The organism is Streptomyces sp. SID13726 (assembly GCF_010548375.1).
GTDB lineage: Bacteria > Actinomycetota > Actinomycetes > Streptomycetales > Streptomycetaceae > Streptomyces.
Map to the genome: position 1 here is coordinate 886530 of NZ_JAAGLY010000001.1, position 24711 is coordinate 911240.

Below are 24711 nucleotides of genomic sequence, written 5' to 3' on the forward strand. Positions count from 1 at the left end.
CCGTGCGCATCTTCGACCCCCACATCCACATGAGCTCCCGCACCACCGACGACTACGAGGCGATGTACGCCGCCGGAGTACGCGCGGTCGTCGAACCCGCCTTCTGGCAGGGCCAGCCCCGCACCTCGCCGGAGAGCTTCTACGACTACTTCGACGCGCTGCTGGGCTGGGAGCCGTACCGCGCCGCGCAGTTCGGCATCCAGCACTTCTGCACGATCGCCCTCAACCCCAAGGAGGCCAACGACCCGCGCTGCACCCCGGTCCTGGACGAACTCGACCGCTATCTCGCCAAGGACCGGGTCGTCGCCGTCGGTGAGATCGGCTACGACTCCATGACCCCGGAGGAGGACGAGGCGCTCGCCCGCCAGCTGCAACTCGCCCTGGAGCACGGCCTGCCCGCCCTCGTGCACACCCCGCACCGAGACAAGGCGGCGGGTACCGGACGGACCCTCGACGTCGTCCGCGAGTCGGGCATCGACCCCGCGCTGGTCGTCCTCGACCACCTCAACGAGCTCACCGTCGGCATGGTCCTGGACAGCGGCTGCTGGGCCGGGTTCTCGATCTACCCGAGGACCAAGATGAGCGAGGACCGCATGGTCACGATCCTCCAGGACGTCGGGACCGAGCGCGTGCTCGTCAACTCCGCCGCCGACTGGGGCCGTTCGGACCCGCTCAAGACCCGCAGGACGGCCGACGCGATGGCGGCCGCCGGGTTCGGGGAGGACGCCGTGGACCAGGTGATGTGGCGCAACCCCGTCGCCTTCTACGGGCAGAGCGGGCGGCTCGACCTGGACGAGCCCAAGCCGGACGACGAGTCCTCCTTCCAGGGCAACTCCATCCGGCGCGGGGGAGCGTGACCGACCCGTGCGCTTCCTGCATCCGGACGGCACCACCGTCCACCTCGGCTACTGCAGCAACGTCCACCAGGCCGAGGACCTCGAAGGCGTCATCGCCCAACTCGCCGACCACGCCGAGCCCGTGCGCGAACACCTCGGCGTGGACCGGCTCGGCATCGGACTCTGGCTGGCCAGGGGAGTGGTCACCGAACTCGCCGCGGACACGGGGGCGTTGGCGCGGCTCAGGACCGAGCTGCGCTCGCGCGGCCTGGAGACCGTCACCCTCAACGCCTTCCCGTACGCCGGGTTCCACCGCGAGGTCGTCAAGAAGGACGTCTACCTGCCCGACTGGGCCGACGAGGCGCGACTGACGTACACCCTCGACTGCGCCCGCGTGCTGGCCGCCCTGCTCCCCGACGACACCGACCGCGGCAGCGTCTCCACCCTGCCGCTCGCCTGGCGCACCCCCTGGCCCGCCGCCCGCGCCGACGAGGCCCGCCGCGCCCTGGACCGCCTCACCGACGGTCTCGCCGCGATCGAGTCGGGGACGGGCCGCCGTATCCGCGTCGGCTTCGAACCCGAACCCGGCTGCGTGGTGGAGACCACCGCCCAGGCCGTACGGCACCTGGGCGGACTGGACCCGGACCGGCTCGGGGTGTGCCTCGACGCCTGCCATCTGGCCGTGCAGTTCGAGGAACCCGCCGAAGCGCTGAAGCGGCTCGCGGATGCCGGGCTGCCCGTGGTCAAGCTCCAGGCGTCCTGCGCCGTCGAGGCCGCGGACCCGTCCGACCCGGCCGCCCGCGCCGCCCTCCGGCGGCTCGCCGAACCCCGCTTCCTGCACCAGACGCGCGCGGCCACCGCCGCCGACGTCCTGGCGGCCGACGACCTGCCCGACGCCCTCGGCGGAGCACTGCCCGCCGACGCGGGACCGTGGCGCGTCCACTTCCACGCCCCGCTGCACACCGAACCCGAACCGCCGCTGCGCGGCACCGCCGACCAGCTCCGCCAGGTCCTCACCGGACTGCTCGCCGGACCCTCGGCCGTCTGCGACCACATCGAGGTCGAGACCTACACCTGGTCCGTCCTGCCCGAACCGCCCGCCGACCTGTCCGCCGGCATCGCCGCCGAACTCGCCTGGGCCCGCGACCGGTTGACCGACCTCGGCCTCAAGGAGGACCCCTCATGACCAACCGAGTCGTCGTGCTCGACATCGTCGGCCTCACCCCGAACCTGCTCAAGCACATGCCCGCCGTCTCCGCGCTCGGCGACCGCGGCTTCCGGTCCCGGCTCGACACCGTGCTGCCCGCCGTCACCTGCACCGTCCAGTCCACCTTCCTGACCGGCGAACTCCCCTCGAAACACGGGGTGGTGGCCAACGGCTGGTACTTCCGCGACCTCGGCGAGGTCATGCTGTGGCGGCAGCACAACGCCCTCGTGGGCGGCGAGAAGATCTGGGACACGGCCCGCGCGCAGCGCCCCGACTACACCGTGGCCAACGTCTGCTGGTGGTACGCCATGGGCGCCGACGTCGACTGGACGGTCACCCCGCGCCCCGTCTACTACTCCGACGGCCGCAAGGAACCCGACTGCTACACCTGGCCGCCCGCCCTGCACGACGAACTCACCGCCAGGCTGGGCGACTTCCCGCTCTTCACCTACTGGGGCCCGAACGCGGGCATGCCCTCCACCCAGTGGATCCTGGCCGCCGCCCGGCAGATCTTCGACGAGAAGCAGCCCGACCTCACCCTCGTCTACATCCCGCACCTCGACTACGAACCCCAGCGCTCCGGCCCCGACTCAGCCGCGACGATCCGCGCGGCCCGCCAACTCGACGACGCGCTGGGCCCGTTGATCGACCACTTCCTGGAGGCTGGGGCCACGGTCGTCGCGCTCAGCGAGTACGGCATCGCCCCCGCCTCCCGCCCGGTCGACATCAACCGCGCCCTGCGCCGCGCCGGGTTGCTGGAGGTCCACACCCAGGACGGCATGGAGTACCTCGACCCCTGGACCTCCCGGGCCTTCGCGGTCGCCGACCACCAGCTCGCCCACGTGTACGTCAGGGACCCGGCCGACACGGACACGGTCGCGAAGATCGTCCGCGAACTCGACGGCGTGGAACGGGTGTTGGACGCCGAGGGCAAGCGCGAGCACGGGCTCGACCACGAACGCTCCGGTGAACTGGTCGCCCTCGCCGACTCCGACGCCTGGTTCACGTACTACTACTGGCTCGACGACGAGCGCGCCCCCGACTTCGCCCGCCAGGTCGAGATCCACCGCAAGCCCGGCTACGACCCCGCCGAACTCCTCTACGACGAGACGGTCCCGGCGGTGAAGCTGCGTGCCGTCGGCCAGGTCGCCCGCAAGAAGCTCGGCTTCCGGTACCGCATCCGCACGGTCCCGCTGGACCCCTCCGGCGTCAGCGGCAGCCACGGCCGCCTGCCCGACGACCCCGACCACGGCCCCGTACTCCTGTGCTCGCGGCCCGAGCAGGCCAGGGAGGCGTACGCGGCGACGGAGGTCAAGTCCCTGCTGCTGGGCCTCGCCGGCCTCGAAATCCCCGAGACCGGCATCGAGACCCCTGAGACCGGCCTCGAAACCCCCGAGAAAGGAACCCCGGAGTGACCCCCCACCCTCCGACCCCCCACCCCCCACTCCCCACCGTCCGCCCCCTCCTCGACCCCGCCCCCGAATACGCCAAGTGGCAGGCCGAGGAGCCGGTCCGCCGTGTCACGGTCTGGGGTGACAACAGCCCCTGGCTGATCACCCGCCACGAGCACGCCCGCTCCGTCCTCGCCGACCCCCGCTTCAGTGCCGACGCCACCCGCGACGGCTTCCCCGGTCTGCGCCCCCACGCGCCGCCGCGCGGGCCGGGACAGTTCTTCCTCATGGACCCGCCCGACCACACCCGGCTGCGGCGCATGCTCATCCCCGACTTCACCTTCCGCCGGGTCGAGGCGCTGCGCCCGGCCGTCGCCCGAATCTGCGACGAGCTGCTCGACGCGATGACGTCCGGCGGCGCCACCGAGGCGGACCTGGTCACGGCGTACGCTCTTCCCCAACCTTCGCTCGTCATCTGCGAGTTGCTCGGGGTGCCCTACGAGGACCACGCGTTCTTCCGGGAGCAGGCGCAGGCGTTCACCAGCTTCAGCACCGACACCACCGACGTGCTCGCGGCCCGCCGGGCCCTGTACGGCTATCTCTCCGAACTCCTCGCGGCGCGGGGCAAGGAGCCTGCCGACGATCTGCTGTCCCGGCTCGCCACGGACCGGGTGGCCACCGGCGAGGCGAGTGCCGAGGAAGCGGTGGGCGTGGCGTTCGTGCTGCTGCTGGCCGGGTTCGAGACGACCGCGAACATGTTCCCGCTGTCGGTCGTCGCCCTGCTGCGCAACCCGGAGCAGCTGGCGGCCCTGCGCGCCGAGCCGGAGCTGTGGCCCGCGGCGGTGGAGGAGCTGCTGCGGTATCTGACGGTCTCCCACTGGGGCCTGCGCCGGATCGCGACCGAGGACGTCGAGGTCGGCGGGGTCCTGATCCGCGCGGGCGAGGGTGTCGCCGTGGCGATCCAGGCGGCCGACCGGGACCCGTCCGTCTACCGGGACCCCGACAGCCTGGACGTCCGGCGGGACGCGAGCGGCCATCTCGCGTTCGGCCACGGGCTCCACCAGTGCGTCGGCCAGTCCCTGGCCCGCGCCGAACTCCAGATCGGGCTGCCGGCCCTCTTCGAGCGGCTTCCCGGGCTGCGGCTGACGGCGTCCCCGGAGGACCTGGCCCTGCCGATGTCCGCGATGCACGGGGTGCGCTCGCTGCCCGTCGCCTGGTAGACCGGGGCTGCCCCGGGCGGGGCGGGCTGGAAGAGTGGCCGCCATGACCACCATCAGCCTCGTCCGGGGCGACATCACGCGGGAGAGCGCCGACGCGATCGTCAACGCCGCGAACTCCTCCCTCCTCGGCGGGGGAGGAGTCGACGGCGCCATCCACCGCCGGGGTGGCCCCGCGATCCTGGCGGACTGCCGCAGGCTGCGCGCGGCGCACTACGGCAAGGGCCTGCCGACCGGCCAGGCGGTCGCCACCACCGCCGGTGAGCTGGACGCCCGCTGGGTGATCCACACCGTCGGGCCCCGCTACAGCCAGGAGGAGGACCGCTCCGAGCTGCTCGCCTCCTGCTATCGCGAGTCCCTGCGCGTCGCCGACGAACTCGGCGCCCGTACCGTCGCCTTCCCCGCCGTCTCCGCCGGTATCTACGGCTGGCCGATGGACGACGCGGCCCGGATCGCGGTGGCGACCGTACGGGAGACACCGACCTCGGTCGAGGAGGTCAGGTTCGTGCTCTTCGACGAGACGGCGTACCAGGCGTTCGCGCGGCGGACCGGCTGACACACCAGGGGCTCGTACCCTGACGGCCGAACGTGCCAGGGCACCCGAAAACAGGGCGGCGGGACGGGAAAATGCCTGTTCAGGGCCGTCTCGGCGGGCTGCGGTCGGCCGGGCACGGGTCCTGCGACCGGTTGCGGGGTGCGGGAGCGCTTTCCACGGTGGGGCCAACGAAGTCATTTCGAAAGGAACGTGCATGCGCCCCCTCGTCTCCCGCGGCCTCCTCCTGCCGCCCCTGGTCTGTGCCGCGCTGATCCTCGGCCCGGTCGGCACCGCGGCCGCCGCCGACGCGGGCCGCGGCGGGTCGGACCACGGTGTGGCGCACCTGGCCACCTGGTACGGCACCGACGACGCCGACGCCCTCGTGGACCGCCTCGACGCCCTGGACCGGGCCGAGCACGGCAGCGTCCTGCAGCCCCTCCTCGACGCGGTGACCGACGTCGCCGCCCTGGACGACACCGGCCTCGACGCCGACGTGGCGGCCGCCCACGCGAAGGCCGTGGAGGAGGCGAACGCCAAGGTCCAGGAGCAGCTGCGTCAGCTGGCCGGCACGGACCGGTCAGCGGCCGCCGCCGACCCGGTCTCGGATCTGCTGGCCTCGCTCCAGTCCACGGTCGACAACCTCCTCAAGGCACTGACCTCGCTCGACCTGGGCGGTGTCCTCAGCGCGGTCACCGGCCTGCTGGGCACGGTGGTCGGCGCGGTCACCGGACTCCTCGGCGGCGGCCTGCCCTCGCTGCCCGCCCTGCCCCAACTCCCCGCCCTGCCCTCCCTGCCGGCCACCGGCTGACCCGACGGCGCCCGGCACCGCCCGGGCATCGCACACGGCACCCCCGCGTGAACGCACGCGGGGGTGCCGTATGTCGTCATGTCCCCAGGACCCCACAAAGTCCGACAGAGTCATTGCCTCGGATGCCTTCGGGATCTAGGTTGAGTCGCATCCTGTGCCTCAAAGTCACCAATAGCGCACAGGAATTGACGCTCCCTCAGTACGCGCACCCGCACTGTCGTCCCGAGGAAGGTTCCGCCGATGTCCCATCCGTATCTGCCCGCCCCCATCAGTCGCAGGCGTCTGCTGGAGGGAGGCGCGGCCGTCCTCGGCGCCCTCGCACTCTCCTCCGGACCCGTGGCCGGCCGCGCCCACGCGGTGGACGGTTCCCCGGAGTGGAACGGCGCCATGGACCTCTTCCGGGTGGGCACCGAGCCGCCGCACACCACGCTCATGCCGTACGGCACCCTCGGCCAGGCGCTCGCCGCCGACCGCACCCGCTCGCCGTACCGGCTGAGCCTCGACGGCAAGTGGAAGTTCGCGTACGCCGACCGCCCCGACGACCGGGACACCGACTTCTACCGCACGGACGTCGACGACTCGGGCTGGGACACCATTCCCGTGCCTTCGGTATGGCAGGTGCATGGCTACGACTTCCCGATCTACATCAACATCACCTACCCGTGGTGGGGTCCCAACGGCCTCGGCGAGGAGGCCCAGCCGCCCGCCGCGCCGACCCGTTACAACCCCGTCGGCCAGTACAGACGCACCTTCACCGTCCCGAAGGACTGGTCGGGACGTCGGACCTTCCTGCACTTCGAGGGCGTCAAGTCGGCCCACTACGTGTGGATCAACGGCACGCTCGTCGGCTACCACGAGGACTCCTACACGTCCGCCGAGTACGACATCACCCCGCACCTCAGGCCGGGCACCAACCAGATCGCCGTGGAGGTCTACCGCTACTCCGACGGCGACTGGCTGGAGGACCAGGACATGATCCGGCTGAGCGGCATCTTCCGCTCGGTCCACCTCTACTCCACGCCCTCCGTCCACCTGCGCGACTTCAAGCTGGACACCCCGCTCGGCGACGACTACACGTCCGCGCGGCTCTCGGTCACGGCGAGCGTCCGCGACTACGGCGGCGACAACTCGGGGCGCTACACGGTCGAGACGCAGCTCTACGACACCGGCGGCCACCCGGTCTGGTCCCGGCCGCTCCAGCAGACCGTGGCGCTCGACGCGGGCGCCGAGACGACCGTACAGGCCGAGAAGGCCGTACCCGCGCCGAAGCTGTGGTCGGCCGAGCACCCCGACCTCTACACCGCCGTCCTGCGGCTGCGCGATCCCGCGGGCAAGGTGATCGAGACGCTCTCGCACCGCGTCGGTCTGCGCGAATTCGCCCTGAAGGACGGGCTGATGCGGATCAACGGCAAGCCGGTGTCCCTCCGCGGCACCAACCGCCACGAGATGCACCCGGACCGCGGCACCGCGCTCACCCGCGCGGACCTGGTCGAGGACATCACGATCATCAAGCGGCTGAACATCAACACCGTCCGCACCTCGCACTACCCCAACAACCCGCTGTGGCTCGAACTCGCCGACGAGTACGGCCTGTACCTCGTCGACGAGACCAACCTGGAGACCCACGGCATCCGCGACCAGTACCCCGGCAACCACCCCGACTGGAGCGCGGCCTGCGTGGCACGCGCTCAGAACATGGTCCACCGCGACAAGAACCACGCCTCGGTGGTGATCTGGTCGCTGGGCAACGAGGCGGGCGGCGGCAGCACGTTCGTGAACATGCGCGACTGGATCAAGTCGTACGACACCACACGCGTCGTCCAGTACGAGGGCGACGACCGGCCCACCATCAGCGACATCCGCTCGGAGATGTACGAGAGCCCCGCACGCGTCGAGCAGCGCGCCAAGGACACCGCGGACACCCGGCCGTACGTCATGATCGAGTACTGCCACGCGATGGGGAACTCCAACGGCAACTTCAAGAAGTACTGGGACCTCGTCCGCCGCTACCCCGTCCTCCAGGGCGGCTGGATATGGGACTTCGTCGACCAGTCCCTCAGCGAGCCCGTCCCCAGGCGGCAGTTGCTCACCGAGAGCGGACCCGGCGCGCTGACGGGTGAAGTCCTGCCCGCGAGCGCCAGGTTCGACCGCGAGAGAGGTGTCTCCGGCAGTACGGTCTTCGCCCGCGACGCCCGCCTAGACCTCACCGGCTCGCTCACCCTGGAGGCCTGGGTCACCCCGAAGGTGACGGGTGGTCACCAGCCCTACATAGCCAAGGGCGACACCCAGTACTCCCTCAAACAGTCCGGGAGAACACTGGAGTTCTTCATCTACGGCGGCGGCCAGTGGATCGCCGTCAACTGGACGACCCCGGACGACTGGACGGGCAAGGAGCACCATGTCGCCGGTGTCTTCGACGCGACCGCGGGCACGCTGACGCTCCACGTCGACGGTCAGGCAAAGGCGACGCGGACCACCACCCAGCGGCCCAGCAGCAACACCGCGCCCCTCACCCTGGCCTTCGACGTCGACAACCCCACCAGGGAGCTGAGCGGCACGATCAGGAAGGCGCGGGTGTACGCCCGCGCCCTGAGCGCCGCCGAACTGGCCTCCGACGGACGGGGAGCCGGTGACGAGGGTGTGCGGTTCTGGTTCGACGCGGCGACCGTCGGGCTCCGTGAGAAGCGGCCCGCGCAGAAGACGTTCTTCGCGTTCGGCGGCGACTGGGGCGACAACCCCAACGACGGCGCCTTCGTCGCGGACGGCATCGTCACCGCCGACCGCGGCCACACCGGCAAGGCGGCCGAGGTCAAGCAGATCTACCAGGCGGTCAACGCGTCCTGGGCCTCCGGCGGGGCGGTCACCCTGACCAACGAGTACCTGTTCACCAACCTCCGGGAGTTCGACGGAAGTTGGACCCTCGCCGCCGACGGCAAGGTGGTGCAGCGCGGCCGGCTGACACGCGACCAGCTGAACCTGGCACCCCTGTCGAGCAAGGACATCACCGTCCCCTACAAGCTGCCCGGCACCCCGGCGCCCGGCACCGAGTACTTCCTCCAACTCTCCTTCACCACCCGGGAGTCCACCCCCTGGGCGAAGTCCGGCTTCGAGGTGGCCAAGCAGCAGCTCGTCGTCGACGCGGGCAGCCCGGCGGTGACCCCGGTGCCGCTGGCGAAGGTCCCGGCGCTGGCGTACGAGGACACGTCCGGCCATGTCACCGTCAGGGGCAAGGACTTCTCCGTCACCGTCGACCGCGGCAGCGGGACCATCACCTCGTACAAGGCGCACGGCACCCGTCTGATCACCTCCGGTCCCGTGCCCAACTTCTGGCGGGCGCCCACCGACAACGACCACGGCAACGGACAGCACACCCGCAACCAGACCTGGCGGGACGCCGGTACCGGCCGCAAGGTGACCGACGTGAGCGTGCGGGCGCTGCGGGACCGGGCCGTCGAGATCAAGGTGAGCGGCACCCTGCCGACGACGACCGAGTCGACGTACACCACGACCTACACGGTCTTCGGCAACGGCGAGATCAAGGTCGACAACACCCTTCACCCGGGGGCGAGTTCACTGCCGTACATCCCGGAGGTCGGCACGATCCTGTTCCTGCCGCGCCGGCTCGACCGGCTCCACTACTACGGGCGCGGACCCGAGGAGAACCACTGGGACCGCAACGACGGCACGGACGTGGGTCTTTACTCCGGCACGGTCGCCGAGCAGTGGACGCCCTACATCCGCCCGCAGGAGAACGGCAACAAGACCGACGTCCGCTGGGCCGCGCTGACCGGCCGCGACGGCGTGGGCCTGCTCGTCTCCGGTGAGCCCCTGCTGGAGGTCAACGCCTCGCACTTCACCCCGGAGGACCTGTCCAACGGGGTGCGCCACGACTACCAGCTCACCCCGCGCGACGCGGTCGTCCTGCGCGTCAACCACCGGCAGATGGGCGTCGGCGGCGACGACAGCTGGGGCGCGCACACCCACGACGAGTTCAAGCTGTTCGCGAACCGGGACTACACGTACACCTACCGGCTGCGACCGCTGACGAATGTGAGCCACGCCACGGCAACCTCTCGGCGGCCGACGGCGACCTCTTAGCACGCCGGGGGCTGAGGAGATCGCGGCGTACCAAGAGTGGGGCGCCCTTCGCGGGGCGCCTCACTCAGCGGTGTCGCTGGACACGCGAGGTTGATGTCGGATTCTCGCCAGCCGAGGTCCGGCGGGTGGTCGATGCTGGACGTATGCAGACGGGGATGTACACCGAGACCGAGCGCTGTGTGCGCGCCGTGCAGTCGAAGGACGCGCGGTTCGACGGATGGTTCTTCACGGCTGTCACCACGACCCGCATCTACTGCCGGCCGAGCTGTCCCGTCGTACCGCCCAAGCCCGAGAACATGACCTTCCACCCGAGCGCGGCGGCCTGCCAGCAGGCGGGTTTCCGGGCCTGCAAGCGGTGCAGGCCCGACACCAGCCCGGGCTCGCCGGAGTGGAACCAGCGTGCCGACCTCGTGGCCCGCGCGATGCGGCTGATCGCCGACGGCGTGGTCGACCGCGAGGGCGTGCCCGGCCTCGCCACCCGGCTCGGCTACAGCACCCGGCAGATCGAACGCCAGCTGCTCGCCGAACTGGGCGCCGGTCCGCTCGCCCTCGCCCGCGCCCAGCGGGCCCAGACGGCGAGGATCCTCATCGAGACGACCGAGCTGCCGATGGCGGACCTCGCCTTCGCGGCCGGGTTCTCCGCGATCCGCACCTTCAACGACACCGTGCGCGAGGTCTTCGCGCTCTCCCCGAGCGAGCTGCGCGCGCGGGCGCCGAGGAAGTCGGTGGGCGGCACCCCGGGCGCGCTGGTGCTGCGCCTGCCGTTCCGCGTACCGCTCAACCCCGACAACCTCTTCGGCCACCTCGCGGCGACCGCGGTCCCCGGGGTGGAGGAGTGGCGGGACGGGTCCTACCGGCGCACACTGCGGCTGCCGTACGGCCCAGGAATCGTCACCCTGACACCCCGCCCTGACCACATCGCCTGCCGGTTGATGCTCGGCGACCTGCGCGACCTGACCGTCGCCATCAGCCGCTGCCGCCGGATGCTCGACCTGGACGCCGATCCGGTCGCGATCGACGACCAGTTGCGCACGGACCCGCTCCTGGCGCCGCTGGTGGACAAGGCGCCCGGGCGCCGGGTGCCGCGCACCGTCGACGAGGCGGAGTTCGCCGTACGGGCCGTGCTGGGCCAGCAGGTCTCCACGGCCGCCGCCCGCACCCACGCGGGCCGCCTGGTCACCGCGCACGGCGACCCGGTGGACGACCCCGAAGGCGGCCTGACCCATCTGTTCCCGTCCCCGGAGGCGCTGGCCGCGGTGGACCCCGGCGCACTCGCGATGCCCCGCACCCGACGCACGACGTTCACCACCCTGGTCTCCGAACTGGCCGAGGGCAGGCTCCAGTTGGGTGTGGAGACGGACTGGACGGAGACCCGTGCACGCCTCCTGGCCCTGCCCGGCTTCGGCCCCTGGACCGTCGACGTCATCGCCATGCGCGCCCTCGGCGACCCGGACGCCTTCCTCCCCACCGACCTCGGAATCCGCCGCGCGGCCCAGGAGTTGGGCCTCCCCTCGACCCCGGCGGCGCTGACCGCCCGCGCGGCGGCCTGGCGGCCCTGGCGGGCCTACGCGGTCCAGTACCTCTGGGCGACCGACAGCCACCCCATCAACTTCCTTCCCGCATAAGGACGTTCCCCAGTGAAGCAGCACACCGTGATCGACAGCCCCTACGGCCCCCTGACCCTCGTCGCCGACGACGGCGTCCTGTGCGGCCTCTACATGACCGACCAACGCCACCGCCCGGCGGAGGAGTCCTTCGGCGAGCCCGACGACAGCTGGTCGGGCGAGGCCGAAGCCCAACTGCGGTCCTACTTCGCGGGCGAGTCAAAGGACTTCACCCTGGAACTACGGTTCCTCGGCACCCCCTTCCAACGCACCGTCTGGGACCAACTCCGCAAGATCCCCTACGGCGAGACCCGCACCTACGGCGAACTCGCCACCGCCCTCGGCAACCCCAACGCCTCCCGAGCCGTAGGCCTCGCCAACGGCCGAAACCCCATCGGCATCATCGTCCCCTGCCACCGAGTGGTCGGCGCGGACGGCAGCCTCACGGGGTACGGCGGCGGGCTGGAGCGGAAGCGTCAGCTGCTGGACTTCGAGCGGGGGGCCGCGTTGTTCTGAGCTCGCGTTCGTACCACACCCCTTCCTTCCCGCCCAGGTCCCCCGGATCGGCAGGCCCGACCTCGATGAACCCGTTCTTGGTGAGCACCTTCTGGGACGCGAGGTTGGTGTGGGCGGTGGCTGCGCGCAGGGTGTGGAGGGCGTAGCGGGTTGTCGCGAGTCGGCACAGTTCGCGGACGGTCGTGGTCGCCAGTCCGTGGCCCGTGGCGTGTTCGGCGACGCGGTAGCCGAGTTCTGCCGTGCCGTCGACCAGGTCGACCAGGTTGAAGCGGCCCAGTACCGCACCGTGCTCGTCGAGGAGGACGTGGAAGGCGCAGAGGCCGGTCTCCTGTTCGGACAGCAGGGCGTCGAAGCGGGCGGGGAAGTGGGTGAAGAAGGCGTCGCCGCGGTCGGAGACGGAGGCGGCGAACCAGGCGCGGTTGGCGAGTTCGAAGGCCAGCACCGCCGGGGCGTGCCCGGCGTGCAGGCGTTGCAGTTCGGGCATGGGTGCCGCCTTCAGCTCGGGTCGGCCAGGGTGCGGAGCAGCTTCGGCAGCGCCGTGCCGATCGGTTCCCGGATCACCTCGTCGGCGAGTTCGTCGTACGGCGTCGGCTCGGCGTTGACGATCACGAGCCGGGCGCCGTGGTCGGCGGCGACCCCCGCGAGGCCCGCCGCCGGCTGGACCTGGAGGCTGCTGCCGACGGCGATGAACACCTGGCACGCCTTGGTGATCGCCACCGCCTCACCCAGCACCACCGGATCGAGCCGCTCACCGAACATCACCGTCGCCGACTTGAGGATCCCCCCGCACACCAGACACCGCGGGTCGTCCTCCCCGGCCTCGACCCGGGCCAGCGCGTCCTCCATCGAGCCGCGCGCGTGGCACTCCGTGCACACGACACCCCGCGCGCTGCCGTGGAGTTCGACCACCTTGCGAGCGGGCATCCCGGCGAGCTGGTGCAGCCCGTCCACGTTCTGTGTGATCACCCGCACCGGCACACCGGACTTCTCCAGCTCGGCGACGGCCCGGTGCGCGGCGTTCGGCTCCGCCTGGAGCGTCCGGTTCGCGCGCCGCATCCGCCACGAGCGGCGCCGGATCTCGGGATCGCCCATGTAGTAGTCGTACGTCACGAGCTTCTCCGCCTCGGGATCCTTGCGCCACAGGCCGTTGGGCCCGCGGTAGTCGGGGATTCCGGAGTCGGTGGAGATACCGGCCCCGCTGAGGAGCGCGACGAGGGGCTTGGTCATGGGACCGAGGGTAGGGCGGGTGATCCGGATGCGGCGAGCGGATATCCGACCGACGGGCCGCTGAGAGCCCGGTGTCCAGGTCCGACCGTGGCAGCAGAGCACTCCGACGGGCTGAACACGGCCCCGGACGGACCTCGCGTCACCCCACCCGGTGCCCGTTCTCCAGCTCCGCCGTCCCCGCCCCGTCCGCCAGCGCGTCCAGCGCCGCCAGCACCCGGTGGCCGAGCGTGCCCGGCAGATACTCGGCCAGCTCCTCGCGCGGCACGAGCCGCCAGGAGAGCAGCTCCTCCTCCTGGAGCCGGATCGCCTTGAACTCGTCGTCGGTCAGCACACCGCCGTCGTAGAGGTACGCCACCAGCGGCGGCCACGTCGGCCGGTACACCCAGTCCACCGCGAGCAGCCGGCCGAGGTCGCGGTCGAGCCCGATCTCCTCAAGGGTCTCGCGGCGCGCGCCCTGACGCGGGGTCTCGCCGTCGTCCGACTCGATGGTGCCGCCCGGAAGCGCCCAGCCCTCACGGTAGTTGGGCTCGACCAGCAGCACCCGGCCCGCCGCGTCCCGGAACAGGGCGGCGGCACCGGCGAGGATCCGGGGCAGCCCGGCGATGTACGTGGCGAAGTCTTCGGTGGAGGTCACCCTCGAAGGGTAACCAGCTCCCACGGATGCCTACGGCGGCTCGGTGGGCGGTCAGGCCCATGGCACCGGCGTCACAGCCGACCCCCCCCTCACCCCTCCACCCCCACCAACTCCAGAGTCCGCTCGGCCAGTTCACTGATCCGCACCCCGTCGAACCCGAACACCGCACTGCGCACCCGGTCCTCCAGCGGCTCCTTCCACTGCCCCGGAATCGCGTCCGCCCCCGTGAGCACGCCCGCCACCGACCCCGCCGTCGCCCCGTTGGAGTCCGTGTCCAGGCCGCCCCGGACCGTCAGCGTGATGGTGCGGGTGAAGTCGCCGTCGCCGTACAGCAGACCGGCGGTGAGGACGGCGGCGTTCGGGACCGTGTGGATCCAGCCGAGGCCGCCGGTCTCCTCCGAGACCGTCGTCAGGGTGTCCTCCCAGGTCATCCGGGTGTCGTGGAGGGAGACCACGCGCCGTACGGTCCGGGCGAGCCGGCTGCTCGCGGGGATCACGGTGAGTGCCTGGTCCACGGCCTGGCGCACGGTGTCGGCCGTGAACGCCGCCGAGATCAGCGCGGCGGCCCACATCGCCCCGTACACCCCGTTCCCGGTGTGCGAGAGCACCGCGTCCCGGCGGGCCAGGGAGGCGGCGCGGCGCGGGGCGCCGGGGCAGGTCCAGCCGTAGATGTCCGCGCGGATGAGGGCGCCGATCCACTCCTGGCAGGGATTGTCGTACGTCGCCGTCAGCGGGGGTTTGAGTCCGTTCGCCAGGTTGCGATACGCGGCCCGCTCCGCGGTGAACGTCTGGAGATACGGCAGCCGCAGCAGCCACAGGTCGCCCACCTGCTCGGTGCTGAAGGCGAAGCCGTGGGTCTCCAGGAGGTCGAGGCCGAGGATGGCGTAGTCGACGTCGTCGTCCCGGCAGCTGCCGTGGATACGGCCGCGCACGCACTCGCGCCACTCGGGGCGCAGCTCGAAGCCGTCGTTCTCGCCGACGGGCTCGGGGAGGTAGTCGGTCAGGGGCAGGGCGGCGGCCTGCCGGAGATAGCGGTCGATCCGGTCCCGCGTCCACAGGTCGCCCTGCTCGACCGGCTTGCCGAGCATGTTGCCCGCGATCCGGCCCAGCCAGCCCCCGAGGATGCGGTCGCCGAGCTCTGGCTCAGTGCCCACAGGGGTCATAGCTCCGGTTTACCCCATTCCGCGTCCGTGCACAGAGGGTCCGCAGGGCCTTCTCAGGCTTCGGGCGGGGCATGACGCCGGGGGCCGTCTCCGGTTAAGGTCGCAGCGGCGCGACTGGCCTTGACGTGCGCGAGGCCCGGAGAGCAAGGGGAAGACGTGACACAGCGCGTGCTCATCGCCGCGGACAAGTTCAAGGGCTCGCTCACGGCCGTACAGGTCGCTGAGCGGGTGACGGCCGGGCTGCGCCGGGTCAAGCCGGACGTGGAGGTCGAGGCGCTGCCCGTCGCCGACGGCGGTGACGGCACCGTCGCCGCGGCCGTCGCGGCCGGTTTCGAACGCAGAGAAGTGCCCGTCGCCGGGCCCCTCGGCCAGGAGATCACCGCCGCCTTCGCGGTCCGCGGCAACACCGCCGTCGTGGAGATGGCCGAGGCCAGCGGCCTCCAGCGGCTGCCCGCGGGCGTCTTCGCGCCGCTCACGGCATCGACGTACGGCTCCGGCGAACTGCTGCGCGCTGCGCTCGACGCGGGCGCCCGCACGATCGTGTTCGGGGTCGGCGGCAGCGCCACCACCGACGGCGGCGCCGGGATGCTCTCCGCGCTGGGCGCCCGCTTCCTGGACGCCGACGGCGAGCCCGTGGCCCCCGGCGGCGGAGGACTCGCCGACCTCGCCTCGGCCGACCTGTCGGACCTGGACCCACGGCTCGCGTCCGTCGAGTTCGTCCTGGCCAGCGATGTCGACAACCCGCTGACAGGCCCCAAGGGCGCCCCCGCGGTCTACGGCCCGCAGAAGGGCGCCTCCCCGGACGACGTCGAGGCCCTGGACAGCGCCCTCGCCCACTACGCGAAGGTGCTGGAGGAGTCCGTCGGCGCGAAGGCCGCCGAGTACGCGGCCTCGCCGGGCGCGGGCGCGGCCGGCGGCATCGGCTACGGCGCCCTCCTGGTCGGCGCCCGGTTCCGCCCCGGCATCGACGTCATGCTCGACGTCCTGGGTTTCGCGCCCGCGCTGGAGTGGGCGGACCTGGTGATCACCGGCGAGGGCTCGCTCGACGAGCAGACCCTGCACGGCAAGGCCCCGGCGGGCGGCGCTGCCGCCGCGCGCGCCGCGGACAAGGAGGTCGTCGCCGTGTGCGGCCGCCTCGCCCTGCCCCCGGAGGCCCTCGGCCGGGCCGGCATCCGCCGCGCCTACCCGCTCACCGAGGCCGAGCCCGACATCCAGCGCTGCATCACGGAGGCGGGCCTGATCCTGGAGGACGTGGCGGAGCGCATCGGGCGGGACTTCCTGACGTAGGGGGAGCGAGGTAAGGCCGCGCGGCCGGTGCCGGGGTGAGCGCGCAGTGACTGGATGAGCCAGTCGGCCAGTCAGCCAGTCCTCCAGTCAGCCACTGTGCCGGGGAGCGGCTGAGCCACTGGGCCAATTGGCCACTGGGCCACCGAACCACTACGCCAGCGAGCGGCTCAGCCACTTGGCCACCGAGCCACTACGCCAGCGAGCGGCTCAGCCACTGCGCCACCGAACCATTAAGCCACCGAACCACGCGCCGCCGCCCGCCCGCCCGCGCCACCCACCGCCGCCCCTCACCCCCGCACCCCCGACAACCGATACGCGTCCAACGCCAGCGTCATCTCGATCAGATCCCGCGGCCGCGCCAGCGACCGGGCCGTCAGCTGCTCCAGCCGCCGTAACCGGTTGAACACCGTATTGCGATGGCAGTACAGCCGCCCGGCGGCCCGCCCCGCCGACCCCTCGCACACCAGCCACACATCGAGGGTCTCCAGGAGTACGGCCCGGTCGGCGGGCTCCAGCTCCAGGAGCGCGCCGAACACGTCGGACACCAGCCGGTCCGCCAGCTCCGGCTGGCTCACCACGAGCGCGGTCGGCATCCGCTGGTCAAGGCGTACGACCGCGGTGGCGTCCGGCGGACAGGTGCGCAGCGCCAGTTCGGCGAGCCGCCGGGCCTGACCCAGCTCGGCGAGCCCCGGCACCACCGGACTGATCCCGCCGGGCCCCGAACAGCGCCCCTCCAGCGCCCGCGCCACACCGTCGAGCCCCTGACCCGGCGCGAGCGCCACGACCGCCACCTCACCGTCGGCCCGCATCCGCCAGATGAACCGGAACCCGGCACCCCGCACCGGCCGCTCGGCCGCCTCCCGCCGGTCCGCCCGCAGCACCACCACCGCGTACGGCCCGTGCTCCGGCAGATCGAGCCCCGCCGCCGCCCGGGCCGCGAGCCCGGGAGTCGCCTGTCCCTCCAGGAGCGCGTCGAGGAGCGCCTGCAACTGCTCGTCCGTACGCCGCCGCAGCTCCGCCTCGGTGGCCCGGTACGCCTCCGACGCCGCCTGGGCCTGCGCGTCCACCGCCGACCACACCATCGTCGTCGACCGCATCAGCGCCGCCAGCCGCTCCGGCTCCCGCCCGGCCGTCCCCTCCACGAGCGCGTCCCACACCAGGTAACCGGCGTTGCGGTACGCGTGCACGAGCAGGTTGAGCGGCAGCCCCTGCCGGGCCCGGCGTCGGCCCGCGTCCTCGGCGTACTCCAGGTCGCGGCGCGGCGAGTCGCGGGGCGCGGAGATCGTCTCGATGCCGATCCGCATCGCCTCCTCCGCCTCCCGCCACTGCTGGTCGTACGGCAGCACCTGCGCGTAGACGGGGGAGTGGTCGGTGAGTTGCCTGAGGTGCTCGTCGACGAGCTCCGGCACCCGTTCCAGCAGAGTCGTGCAGGACTCCGCGAGCAGCTTCCAGTCATGACCGGTCCGCGGCCGTCGCCCTCCCATTCCCGGAGGATGCCACCGGGACCCGGCCGCGCACAGGCCCCTGACACGCGGTGTTGTGCACGCGCACAACGACGGCACCGGCCCGCTGGGCACCCGCAGCGATTGTGCCGCGGGCCGTGGACGGACGCCCGTACCGGTGCTGGGGTGAGCGCCACACCGAGTGCGGACAAGGGGGGAGTCCATGACCGGAGCCGGACTGGTCGTCCGTGACCTGTCGGTCGGATACGGCCCCGTGCGGGCCCTGCGCCGGGTGTCCCTGGAGGTGCCCGAGGGCGCCGTGGTGACGGTGCTCGGCGGCAACGGCGCCGGCAAGTCCACCCTGCTGCGCGCGATCAGCCGCACCCTCTCCTTCCACGGCGGCGCGGTCACCGAGGGCACGGTGACCCTGAACGGCCGCCGCCTCGACGCCCTGCCACCGGACCGGGTGGTCGCCGCCGGGGTGTCCCAAGTACCCGAGGGAAGACGGGTGTTCGCCCGCATGACGGTCGCCGACAACCTCCGCGCGGGCGCCCTCGGCGGCAGCAGATCCGGCCGCGCCACGGCCCTGGACCGCGTCCACGAACTCTTCCCGGTACTCGCCGAACGCGCCTCGCAGCGCGCCGGACTCCTCTCCGGCGGCGAACAGCAGATGCTCGCCGTCGCCCGCGCCCTCATGGCCGGACCTCGTGTGCTGCTCCTCGACGAACCCTCCCTGGGACTCGCCCCGTTGATGGTCCGCCGCATCGCCGACACCGTCCGCGAGATCAACGCCCAGGGCACCTCGGTCCTCCTCGTCGAACAGAACGCGGCACTCGCCCTGCGCCTCGCCACCCACGCCTACGTCCTCGAAGTCGGCGAAGTCGCCCTGTCGGGCCCGGCCGCCGAACTGTCCGCCTCCGATGAGGTCCGCCGCCGCTACCTCGGCGTGGTCGACGAGGACGCGGCGGCCGACGCGGAACAGGCGACCGGACGGACCCTGGCGAGGTGGGAGGGGTGACCGGCCCGAACATCCCGGCCCTGGAGGTCCGCGACCTCACCGTCCGCTTCGCCGGACTCACCGCCCTCGACGACGTGAGCCTCACGGTCCGCCCTGGCACCGTGCACGCCCTCATCGGCCCCAACGGCGCCGGAAAGTCAACCTGCTTCAACGTCCTCTCCGGCGTCTACCGGGCCACCGAGGGCAGTGTCCGCTTCGGCGCGCACGAACTGACCGGCATGCCCGCACACCGCATCGCCGCGCTCGGTGTCGCCCGCATCTTCCAGAACCTCGCGCTGCCGCCGCACGCCTCCGTCGAGGACTGCCTCCTCCTCGGCCGCCACCGGCTCACCCGCACCGGCTTCCTCGCCGCCGGACTCCGGCTCCCGTCGGCGGCCCGCGAGGAACGCCGGCACCGCCGACGCGTCCGGGAGATCGCCGAGTTCGTCGGCATCGCGGACTGTCTGACCCGGCCCGCGGGCTCACTGCCGTACGGCCGGCAGAAGCTCGCCGAACTCGCCCGCGCGCTCTGCATGGAACCCCGCCTGCTGCTCCTCGACGAGCCGGTCGCGGGCATGACCGCCGACGAACGGCGCCGAACGGCCGCCGTGATCGCGGGAGTCCGGGACTCCCTCGGCATCTCGATCGTGCTGGTGGAACACGACATGGGGGTGGTGATGCGGCTCGCCGACGCGGTGACCGTACTGGACTTCGGGCGCCGGATCGCCGACGGCGCCCCCGCCGACGTACAGAACGATCCGGCCGTCGTACGGGCGTATCTGGGGGCCGCGTCATGAGCACCTTCGCCGAAATCCTGCTGAACGGCGTCTCGTTGGGCTCGGTGTACGCGCTCATCGCGCTCGGGTTCGTGGTGATCTTCCGGGCCACCGAGGTCGTCAACTTCGCCCACGCCTCCCTGCTGTTGGCCGGTGGATACGTCACCGCGAGCCTCCACGACGACCTCGGCTTCTGGCCCGCGCTGCTCGTGGGGATCGCGGGGGCCGCGCTGGTCGGGGCCGCCGTGGAGTTCCTGGTGATGCGGCGCTACCGGGGCGGCGACCACAGTGTGCTGGCCATCGTCACCATCGGCGTCGACATCCTGCTGACGACCGAACTGACCCGCCGTATCGGCACGGACGTCCTCGCGCTCGGCGACCCGTGGGGCGACGACGTGCTGAAGATCGGGCCGATCTCCCTCGCCCACACCCGGATCGCCGCGTTCGCGGCCGCCGCACTGCTCATCACCCTGTTCCTGCTGGCCTTCCGCTACACCTCGTGGGGCGTGGCCATGCGGGCGGCGGCGGAGAGCGCCGAGACGGCCGCGCTGATGGGCGTACGGCTCGGGCGGGTCTCGCTCGGCGCGTGGGCGGTGGCGGGCGGACTCGCCGCCGTGGCCGCCCTGTTCCTCACCGTCTTCCCGACCCCGGGGCTGGAACGGGCCACTTCGCTCGCCGCGCTCAAGGCGTTCCCGGCGGCCATCCTCGGCGGGCTGGACTCGACGACGGGCGCGCTGGTCGGCGGCCTGCTGGTCGGCGTCACGGAGTCCCTCGCGACCGGCTACCAGGGCGATCTGACCTTCCTGGGACGGGGGTTGGGAGATCTCGCCCCCTACCTCGTGATGGTCGCGATCCTGCTCATCCGGCCCGCCGGGCTCTTCGGCACGAAGGAGCTCGCCCGTGTCTGAGGCCCTGGTGAAGCCGCTGCGGATCGTCCGGACCCGGACATGGCTCTGGGGCGCCGGGGCCGTCGTCCTGCTGGCCCTGCCCTTCTACCTGGACCGGTTCTGGCTCCAGGCGGGCCTGTTCGCGATGGCCGCCGCCATCGGCGCGATCGGCATCAACCTTCTCACCGGCGCCACCGGCCAACTCTCCATGGGGCACGCCTTCTTCCTGGCCGTCGGGGCCTACGGCTACTGCGTGTTCGCGGCCGACGGCGGCGACGGACTGACCGGGCTCGGCCTGCCGACCTGGCTCGCGGCCGTGCTCGCGGTCCTGGTCGCCGGGGTCGCGGGAGGGCTGTTCAGCCCCATCTCCGGGCGGCTCAGCGGCGCCTACCTGGGCATCGCCACGCTCGCGCTCGTCTTCATCGGCCAGCACGTCATGTTCAACGCGCATGACCTGACCGGCGGCGCCAACGGCCGGGACGTACCGCCCCTGAGCCTCTTCGGCCTCACCTTCGACGACCGTGAACTCCTCGTCGCCGCCGTGCCGTTCGGGTCCGCGGAGAAGCTCTGGTACGCCGGTCTGGTCCTGCTGGCGGCGGGCGCGCTGTTCGCCCGGGGCGTCCTGCGCGGCCGGCCGGGACGCGCCATGAACGCCATCCGCGACCACCGCATCGCCGCCGGGGTGCTCGGTGTCCCGGTCGCCCGCCACCGCGCCGCCGTCTTCGTGCTCTCGTCGATGTACGCGGGTCTCGCGGGCGTCCTGCTCGCCCTCGTCTTCCAGCGGACCGTGCCCGACTACTTCGGCATCACGCTCTCCCTGGAGTACCTCGCGATGATCGTCATCGGCGGCCTCGGCTCGGTCTCCGGGGCGGTCGCCGGGGCCGTCTTCGTCTCACTCCTGCCGCAGCTGCTGACCCGCTGGAGCGACGCGCTCCCGCTCGTCTCCGTCCCCGGCACGGGCGGCATCGCACCGGGCGAGGCGTCCCGGTACCTCTACGGCGCCGCCGTCGTGCTGGTGGTGCTGTTCCTGCCCGGCGGCCTGGTCAGCGTGGCCGCCCGGCGTCGCACCAGAACCCACACGGAGGAACGATGATCACGACGATGTACGTGACCAGGACCGCCGCCGGTGCCCTCGCCGCGTTGCTGCTGCTGGCCGGATGCAGCTCCAAGGCCAAGGACTCCGACGGGAACGGCGACAAGGCGGCCGCGGGCGGGGTGAAGACCGGCGAGGGCGTCTCCGGCAGGACGATCACCCTCGGCGCGCTCACCGACATGACCGGCGTCTACGCGACCCTCGGCAAGAGCGTCACCCAGGCCCAGCAGCTGTACGTGAAGCAGCTGAACGCCGCCGGAGGCGTCTGCGGCTACCAGGTGGCCCTCTCGGTCCGCGACCACGGCTACGACCCGCAGAAGGCCGTCTCCGGCTACACCGAGCTGGAACCGAAGGTGCTGGGCTTCGCGCAGTTCATCGGCTCACCCTTCGTCGCCGCGGTCAAACAGCGCGTCGACGGCCAGGACAAGGGCCTGGTGCTGCCGCAGGCGTGGTCGTCGGCGCTGCTGGGCAGCCCGTACATCCGGGTCATCGGATCGACGTACGACATCGAGACGATCAACGCGGTCGACTTCCTGATCAAGGAGAAGGGGATCAGGAAGGGCGACAGGATCGGCCATGTCTACTTCGAGGGCGACTACGGCGAGAGCGCCCTGGTCGGCTCGAAGCACATCGCGAAGGAGGCCGGGCTGACCGTCGTCGAGCAGAAGATCAAGCCCACCGACAACGACATGACCGCCCAGGTCGCCGCCCTCAAGCAGGCCGGCGTCAAGGCGATCGTGATCAGCGCGGGCCCGCGCCAGGCGGCCTCGCTGGTCGGGGACGCGGCGGCGGGCGGCTTCGCGGTGCCGATCATCGGCAACAACTCGGCCTTCGCCCCGCAGCTCCTCGCCACCCAGGCGGGCCCGGCCCTGATGAAGAACTACTACGTGGCCTCGCCCTCGCTGCCCATCGGCGCGGACACCCCGGAGGCGAAGAAGCTCGTCGCCGACTATCAGGCGGCCTACCCGAAGGACGCCCTGGACAACGGCATCGTCGCCGGCTGGACCGCCGCGTCGGCCTTCGGCGAGGCCCTGAAGAAGGCCTGCGCGAACAAGGACCTCACCAGGGAGGGCGTCGACAAGGCCCTCCTGTCGATCGACTCCTACGACATCGGCTTCGGCGTGGCCCAGGACTTCACCGACCCGAAGGCCCCCTCCTCCCGGCAGAGCGTGATCCTCCAGCCGGACAAGAGCGTGACGGGCGGCATGAAGGTCGTACGGGAGGCAGGGGCGTCGGAGGCGGCGGAGGCGTACACACCGGGGGCCTGAGCACGGCCGAGGGGCCCGAACCGGAATCGGTTCGGGCCCCTCGCCCATGTCAGGAACATCCGCTACGGAAGCTGTGCCGCCCGTGCCTCGCGACGGTTGTCGCGGAAGTTGTTCACCCGGCGGGCCGTGGCGAACAGGGGGATCACCGCGCCCATGACCAGCTGGAGCGCGCAGCCCGTCTGGAGCAGCAGCTGGCCGCCGGGGGCACCGAAGGCCCAGGCCGCGAGCAGGCCCATCCCCAGGACGATCCAGGAGAGCATGCCGACCGCGAGGCGGCCCCGCGGCTTCGGGTACTCGACCCGGCTCACCATCAGCCACGCGGTGCCCAGGATCGCCAGGAGGGTCGCCACGAAGGGCAGCTCCAGGAGCACGATGGAGACCACGGTGAGTGCGCCGAACGGTGACGGCATGCCCTGGAAGGTGCCGTCCTTCACCGTCACACAGGAGAACCGCGCGAGTCTCAGCACCACCGCCAGCAGGACCACCACCGCTCCGACCGCGGCCACCTTCTGCGAAGCGTCGTCCGCCACCATGCCGTAGACGAGGACGAAGTACGCCGGCGCGAGGCCGAAGCTGATCAGGTCCGAGAGGTTGTCCAGCTCGGCGCCCATCGGCGAGGAGCGGAGCTTGCGTGCCACCAGGCCGTCGAACAGGTCGAAGACCGCCGCGCACAGCATCAGGATGACGGCGGTGGCCGCGCTGTTGCGCGCCATGCCGGATTCCTGGCTGTCGGTGAGGTGCGGGATCAGGATGCCGGTGGTGGTGAAGTACACCGCCATGAAGCCGCACGTGGCGTTGCCGAGGGTCAGGGTGTCCGCTATTGAGAGGCGGAGAGAAAGAGGCATCTCCTCCTCGTCGTCGGCCTCTTCGGCCTCGGGCACCCAACCCGCCTGGGTCTCAGGATCAATCACGGTCAATGCGAGTCACCCCAGCCACCGTCTTCTGGCCGACCTCGACCGCGACCTCCACGCCTTCCGGCAGGTAGATGTCGACGCGCGAGCCGAAGCGGATCAGACCGATGCGGTCACCCTGCTCGACCTTCGTGCCCTGCGGGATGTAGGGGACGATACGGCGGGCCACCGCGCCGGCGATCTGGATCATCTCGATGTCACCGAGTTCGGTGTCGAAGTGCCAGACGACGCGCTCGTTGTTCTCGCTCTCCTTGTTGAAAGCCGGAACGAACCCGCCGGGGATGTGCTCGACCGACGCCACCGTGCCGGAGAGCGGCGCGCGGTTGACGTGGACGTTGAGCGGGCTCATGAAGATCGCGACGCGGGTGCGACCGTCCTTCCACGGCATGATGCTCTGCACCACACCGTCGGCCGGGGAGATGACCCGGCCCTGGGCGATCTCACGCTCGGGGTCGCGGAAGAACCACAGCATGCCCGCCGCCAGCGCGGTGGTGGGCACGGCGACGGCCTTCGCGACGCCGGAGCGGCGTGCGCGCAGCAGGCTGACGGCTGCGGTGGCGACGGTCGGAAGGAGCCACGGCGATGCTCCGCGCGCGAGGCGTACGCCTGCCAGGCTGTCGCGAGGTGCAGAGGTTTGGCTGTGGGGCATGGATGACCTTCGTAGCGGATGATGCCGCGCACTAGACGGGGGACGGCGGCTTTCCGGGATCGTACCGGTCGCGGGCCACAACTGGGTAAGCCAGGAAGCCGAGTCGGTGGCTGAAGCGTGTTGACGGGGTGTGATCTTCTTCTCCAAGAAAACACCCCGTATTCG

The 24711-nt window shown here is 71.8% G+C and carries 22 protein-coding genes; 15 read left to right on the forward strand and 7 right to left on the reverse strand.

Features of this window, described 5'->3' with window-relative positions:
• Positions 1–2 precede the first annotated feature (2 nt).
• The 9 genes from G3I78_RS03715 (at position 3) to G3I78_RS03755 (ending at position 12212) form a co-directional block, all read left to right on the forward strand.
• The gene (locus tag G3I78_RS03715; protein ID WP_164421257.1) at positions 3–857 is read left to right on the forward strand and encodes a TatD family hydrolase; all 855 of its coding nucleotides are present in this window, start codon (positions 3–5) and stop codon (positions 855–857) included.
• A gap of 7 nt (positions 858–864) precedes the next feature.
• Entirely contained in the window at positions 865–2022 is a 1158-nt protein-coding gene (gene eboE, locus G3I78_RS03720; protein WP_164421258.1) for a metabolite traffic protein EboE, read from the forward strand.
• The gene (locus G3I78_RS03725) at positions 2019–3458 is read left to right on the forward strand and encodes a nucleotide pyrophosphatase/phosphodiesterase family protein (RefSeq protein ID WP_164421259.1); all 1440 of its coding nucleotides are present in this window, start codon (positions 2019–2021) and stop codon (positions 3456–3458) included. Before eboE ends, G3I78_RS03725 begins: the two co-directional genes overlap by 4 nt.
• Entirely contained in the window at positions 3455–4654 is a 1200-nt protein-coding gene (locus G3I78_RS03730; RefSeq protein WP_164421260.1) for a cytochrome P450, read from the forward strand. Before G3I78_RS03725 ends, G3I78_RS03730 begins: the two co-directional genes overlap by 4 nt.
• Positions 4655–4697: 43 nt before the next feature.
• The gene (locus tag G3I78_RS03735) at positions 4698–5207 is read left to right on the forward strand and encodes an O-acetyl-ADP-ribose deacetylase (RefSeq protein WP_164421261.1); all 510 of its coding nucleotides are present in this window, start codon (positions 4698–4700) and stop codon (positions 5205–5207) included.
• A 193-nt stretch (positions 5208–5400) separates the two neighbouring features.
• On the forward strand, positions 5401–5994 hold the full coding sequence (locus tag G3I78_RS03740) for a hypothetical protein (protein WP_164421262.1): 594 nt from the start codon (positions 5401–5403) through the stop codon (positions 5992–5994).
• Positions 5995–6234: 240 nt separating this feature from the next.
• Complete coding sequence (locus G3I78_RS03745) at positions 6235–10092, forward strand: glycoside hydrolase family 2 TIM barrel-domain containing protein (RefSeq protein WP_164421263.1); 3858 nt, start codon at positions 6235–6237, stop codon at positions 10090–10092.
• 155 nt (positions 10093–10247) lie between these two features.
• The gene (locus G3I78_RS03750; protein WP_164421369.1) at positions 10248–11717 is read left to right on the forward strand and encodes an AlkA N-terminal domain-containing protein; all 1470 of its coding nucleotides are present in this window, start codon (positions 10248–10250) and stop codon (positions 11715–11717) included.
• Between the two features lie 12 nt (positions 11718–11729).
• Entirely contained in the window at positions 11730–12212 is a 483-nt protein-coding gene (locus tag G3I78_RS03755) for a methylated-DNA--[protein]-cysteine S-methyltransferase (protein WP_164421264.1), read from the forward strand.
• Here G3I78_RS03755 and G3I78_RS03760 read toward each other — a convergent pair.
• The 4 genes from G3I78_RS03760 to G3I78_RS03775 form a co-directional block, all read right to left on the reverse strand.
• Positions 12139–12696, reverse strand: coding sequence for a GNAT family N-acetyltransferase (locus G3I78_RS03760; RefSeq protein WP_203614100.1), 558 nt, complete (start codon positions 12694–12696; stop codon positions 12139–12141). The genes G3I78_RS03755 and G3I78_RS03760 overlap by 74 nt on opposite strands.
• A gap of 11 nt (positions 12697–12707) precedes the next feature.
• Positions 12708–13439, reverse strand: coding sequence for a Sir2 family NAD-dependent protein deacetylase (locus G3I78_RS03765; protein ID WP_164421265.1), 732 nt, complete (start codon positions 13437–13439; stop codon positions 12708–12710).
• 139 nt (positions 13440–13578) lie between these two features.
• Positions 13579–14073: an NUDIX hydrolase gene (locus G3I78_RS03770; RefSeq protein ID WP_164421266.1), complete on the reverse strand. Its 495-nt coding sequence runs from the start codon at positions 14071–14073 to the stop codon at positions 13579–13581.
• An 89-nt stretch (positions 14074–14162) separates the two neighbouring features.
• Positions 14163–15236, reverse strand: a complete 1074-nt coding sequence (locus tag G3I78_RS03775; RefSeq protein WP_164421267.1) for an ADP-ribosylglycohydrolase family protein — start codon at positions 15234–15236, stop codon at positions 14163–14165.
• 168 nt (positions 15237–15404) lie between these two features.
• Here G3I78_RS03775 and G3I78_RS03780 point away from each other — a divergent pair, with 168 nt between their 5' ends.
• Positions 15405–16523, forward strand: coding sequence for a glycerate kinase (locus G3I78_RS03780; protein ID WP_164421371.1), 1119 nt, complete (start codon positions 15405–15407; stop codon positions 16521–16523).
• 287 nt (positions 16524–16810) lie between these two features.
• Here G3I78_RS03780 and G3I78_RS03785 read toward each other — a convergent pair whose 3' ends face one another.
• The gene (locus G3I78_RS03785; RefSeq protein WP_164421268.1) at positions 16811–18007 is read right to left on the reverse strand and encodes a helix-turn-helix domain-containing protein; all 1197 of its coding nucleotides are present in this window, start codon (positions 18005–18007) and stop codon (positions 16811–16813) included.
• A 181-nt stretch (positions 18008–18188) separates the two neighbouring features.
• Here G3I78_RS03785 and G3I78_RS03790 point away from each other — a divergent pair, with 181 nt between their 5' ends.
• The 5 genes from G3I78_RS03790 to G3I78_RS03810 are packed head-to-tail and all read left to right on the forward strand — an operon-like array spanning position 18189 to position 22986.
• Complete coding sequence (locus G3I78_RS03790; RefSeq protein WP_164421269.1) at positions 18189–18983, forward strand: ABC transporter ATP-binding protein; 795 nt, start codon at positions 18189–18191, stop codon at positions 18981–18983.
• A gap of 11 nt (positions 18984–18994) precedes the next feature.
• Complete coding sequence (locus tag G3I78_RS03795; protein WP_164421372.1) at positions 18995–19759, forward strand: ABC transporter ATP-binding protein; 765 nt, start codon at positions 18995–18997, stop codon at positions 19757–19759.
• Entirely contained in the window at positions 19756–20646 is an 891-nt protein-coding gene (locus tag G3I78_RS03800) for a branched-chain amino acid ABC transporter permease (RefSeq protein ID WP_164421270.1), read from the forward strand. Before G3I78_RS03795 ends, G3I78_RS03800 begins: the two co-directional genes overlap by 4 nt.
• Positions 20639–21718 carry a branched-chain amino acid ABC transporter permease gene (locus G3I78_RS03805; protein WP_164421271.1) on the forward strand — a complete coding sequence of 360 codons (1080 nt, stop codon included), beginning with the start codon at positions 20639–20641 and terminating at the stop codon, positions 21716–21718. The genes G3I78_RS03800 and G3I78_RS03805 overlap by 8 nt, the downstream gene beginning before the upstream one ends.
• Complete coding sequence (locus tag G3I78_RS03810; protein ID WP_164421272.1) at positions 21715–22986, forward strand: ABC transporter substrate-binding protein; 1272 nt, start codon at positions 21715–21717, stop codon at positions 22984–22986. Before G3I78_RS03805 ends, G3I78_RS03810 begins: the two co-directional genes overlap by 4 nt.
• Positions 22987–23048: 62 nt before the next feature.
• Here G3I78_RS03810 and pssA read toward each other — a convergent pair whose 3' ends face one another.
• Both pssA and G3I78_RS03820 read right to left on the reverse strand, forming a co-directional pair.
• The gene (gene pssA, locus G3I78_RS03815; RefSeq protein WP_164421273.1) at positions 23049–23867 is read right to left on the reverse strand and encodes a CDP-diacylglycerol--serine O-phosphatidyltransferase; all 819 of its coding nucleotides are present in this window, start codon (positions 23865–23867) and stop codon (positions 23049–23051) included.
• 22 nt (positions 23868–23889) lie between these two features.
• Positions 23890–24546, reverse strand: coding sequence for a phosphatidylserine decarboxylase (locus tag G3I78_RS03820; protein WP_164421373.1), 657 nt, complete (start codon positions 24544–24546; stop codon positions 23890–23892).
• Positions 24547–24711 lie beyond the last annotated feature (165 nt).

Excerpts from the sequence above, each read along its gene's own strand:
- G3I78_RS03725 (WP_164421259.1), top strand. The coding sequence starts at position 2,019 with ATGACCAACCGAGTCGTCGTGCTCGACATCGTCGGCCTCACCCCGAAC.
- G3I78_RS03735 (WP_164421261.1), top strand. The coding sequence starts at position 4,698 with ATGACCACCATCAGCCTCGTCCGGGGCGACATCACGCGGGAGAGCGCC.
- G3I78_RS03740 (WP_164421262.1), top strand. The coding sequence starts at position 5,401 with ATGCGCCCCCTCGTCTCCCGCGGCCTCCTCCTGCCGCCCCTGGTCTGT.
- G3I78_RS03745 (WP_164421263.1), top strand. The coding sequence starts at position 6,235 with ATGTCCCATCCGTATCTGCCCGCCCCCATCAGTCGCAGGCGTCTGCTG.
- G3I78_RS03750 (WP_164421369.1), top strand. The coding sequence starts at position 10,248 with ATGTACACCGAGACCGAGCGCTGTGTGCGCGCCGTGCAGTCGAAGGAC.
- G3I78_RS03760 (WP_203614100.1), bottom strand. The coding sequence starts at position 12,696 with ATGCCCGAACTGCAACGCCTGCACGCCGGGCACGCCCCGGCGGTGCTG.
- G3I78_RS03765 (WP_164421265.1), bottom strand. The coding sequence starts at position 13,439 with ATGACCAAGCCCCTCGTCGCGCTCCTCAGCGGGGCCGGTATCTCCACC.
- G3I78_RS03775 (WP_164421267.1), bottom strand. The coding sequence starts at position 15,236 with ATGACCCCTGTGGGCACTGAGCCAGAGCTCGGCGACCGCATCCTCGGG.
- G3I78_RS03785 (WP_164421268.1), bottom strand. The coding sequence starts at position 18,007 with ATGGGAGGGCGACGGCCGCGGACCGGTCATGACTGGAAGCTGCTCGCG.
- G3I78_RS03790 (WP_164421269.1), top strand. The coding sequence starts at position 18,189 with ATGACCGGAGCCGGACTGGTCGTCCGTGACCTGTCGGTCGGATACGGC.
- G3I78_RS03800 (WP_164421270.1), top strand. The coding sequence starts at position 19,756 with ATGAGCACCTTCGCCGAAATCCTGCTGAACGGCGTCTCGTTGGGCTCG.
- G3I78_RS03810 (WP_164421272.1), top strand. The coding sequence starts at position 21,715 with ATGATCACGACGATGTACGTGACCAGGACCGCCGCCGGTGCCCTCGCC.
- G3I78_RS03820 (WP_164421373.1), bottom strand. The coding sequence starts at position 24,546 with ATGCCCCACAGCCAAACCTCTGCACCTCGCGACAGCCTGGCAGGCGTA.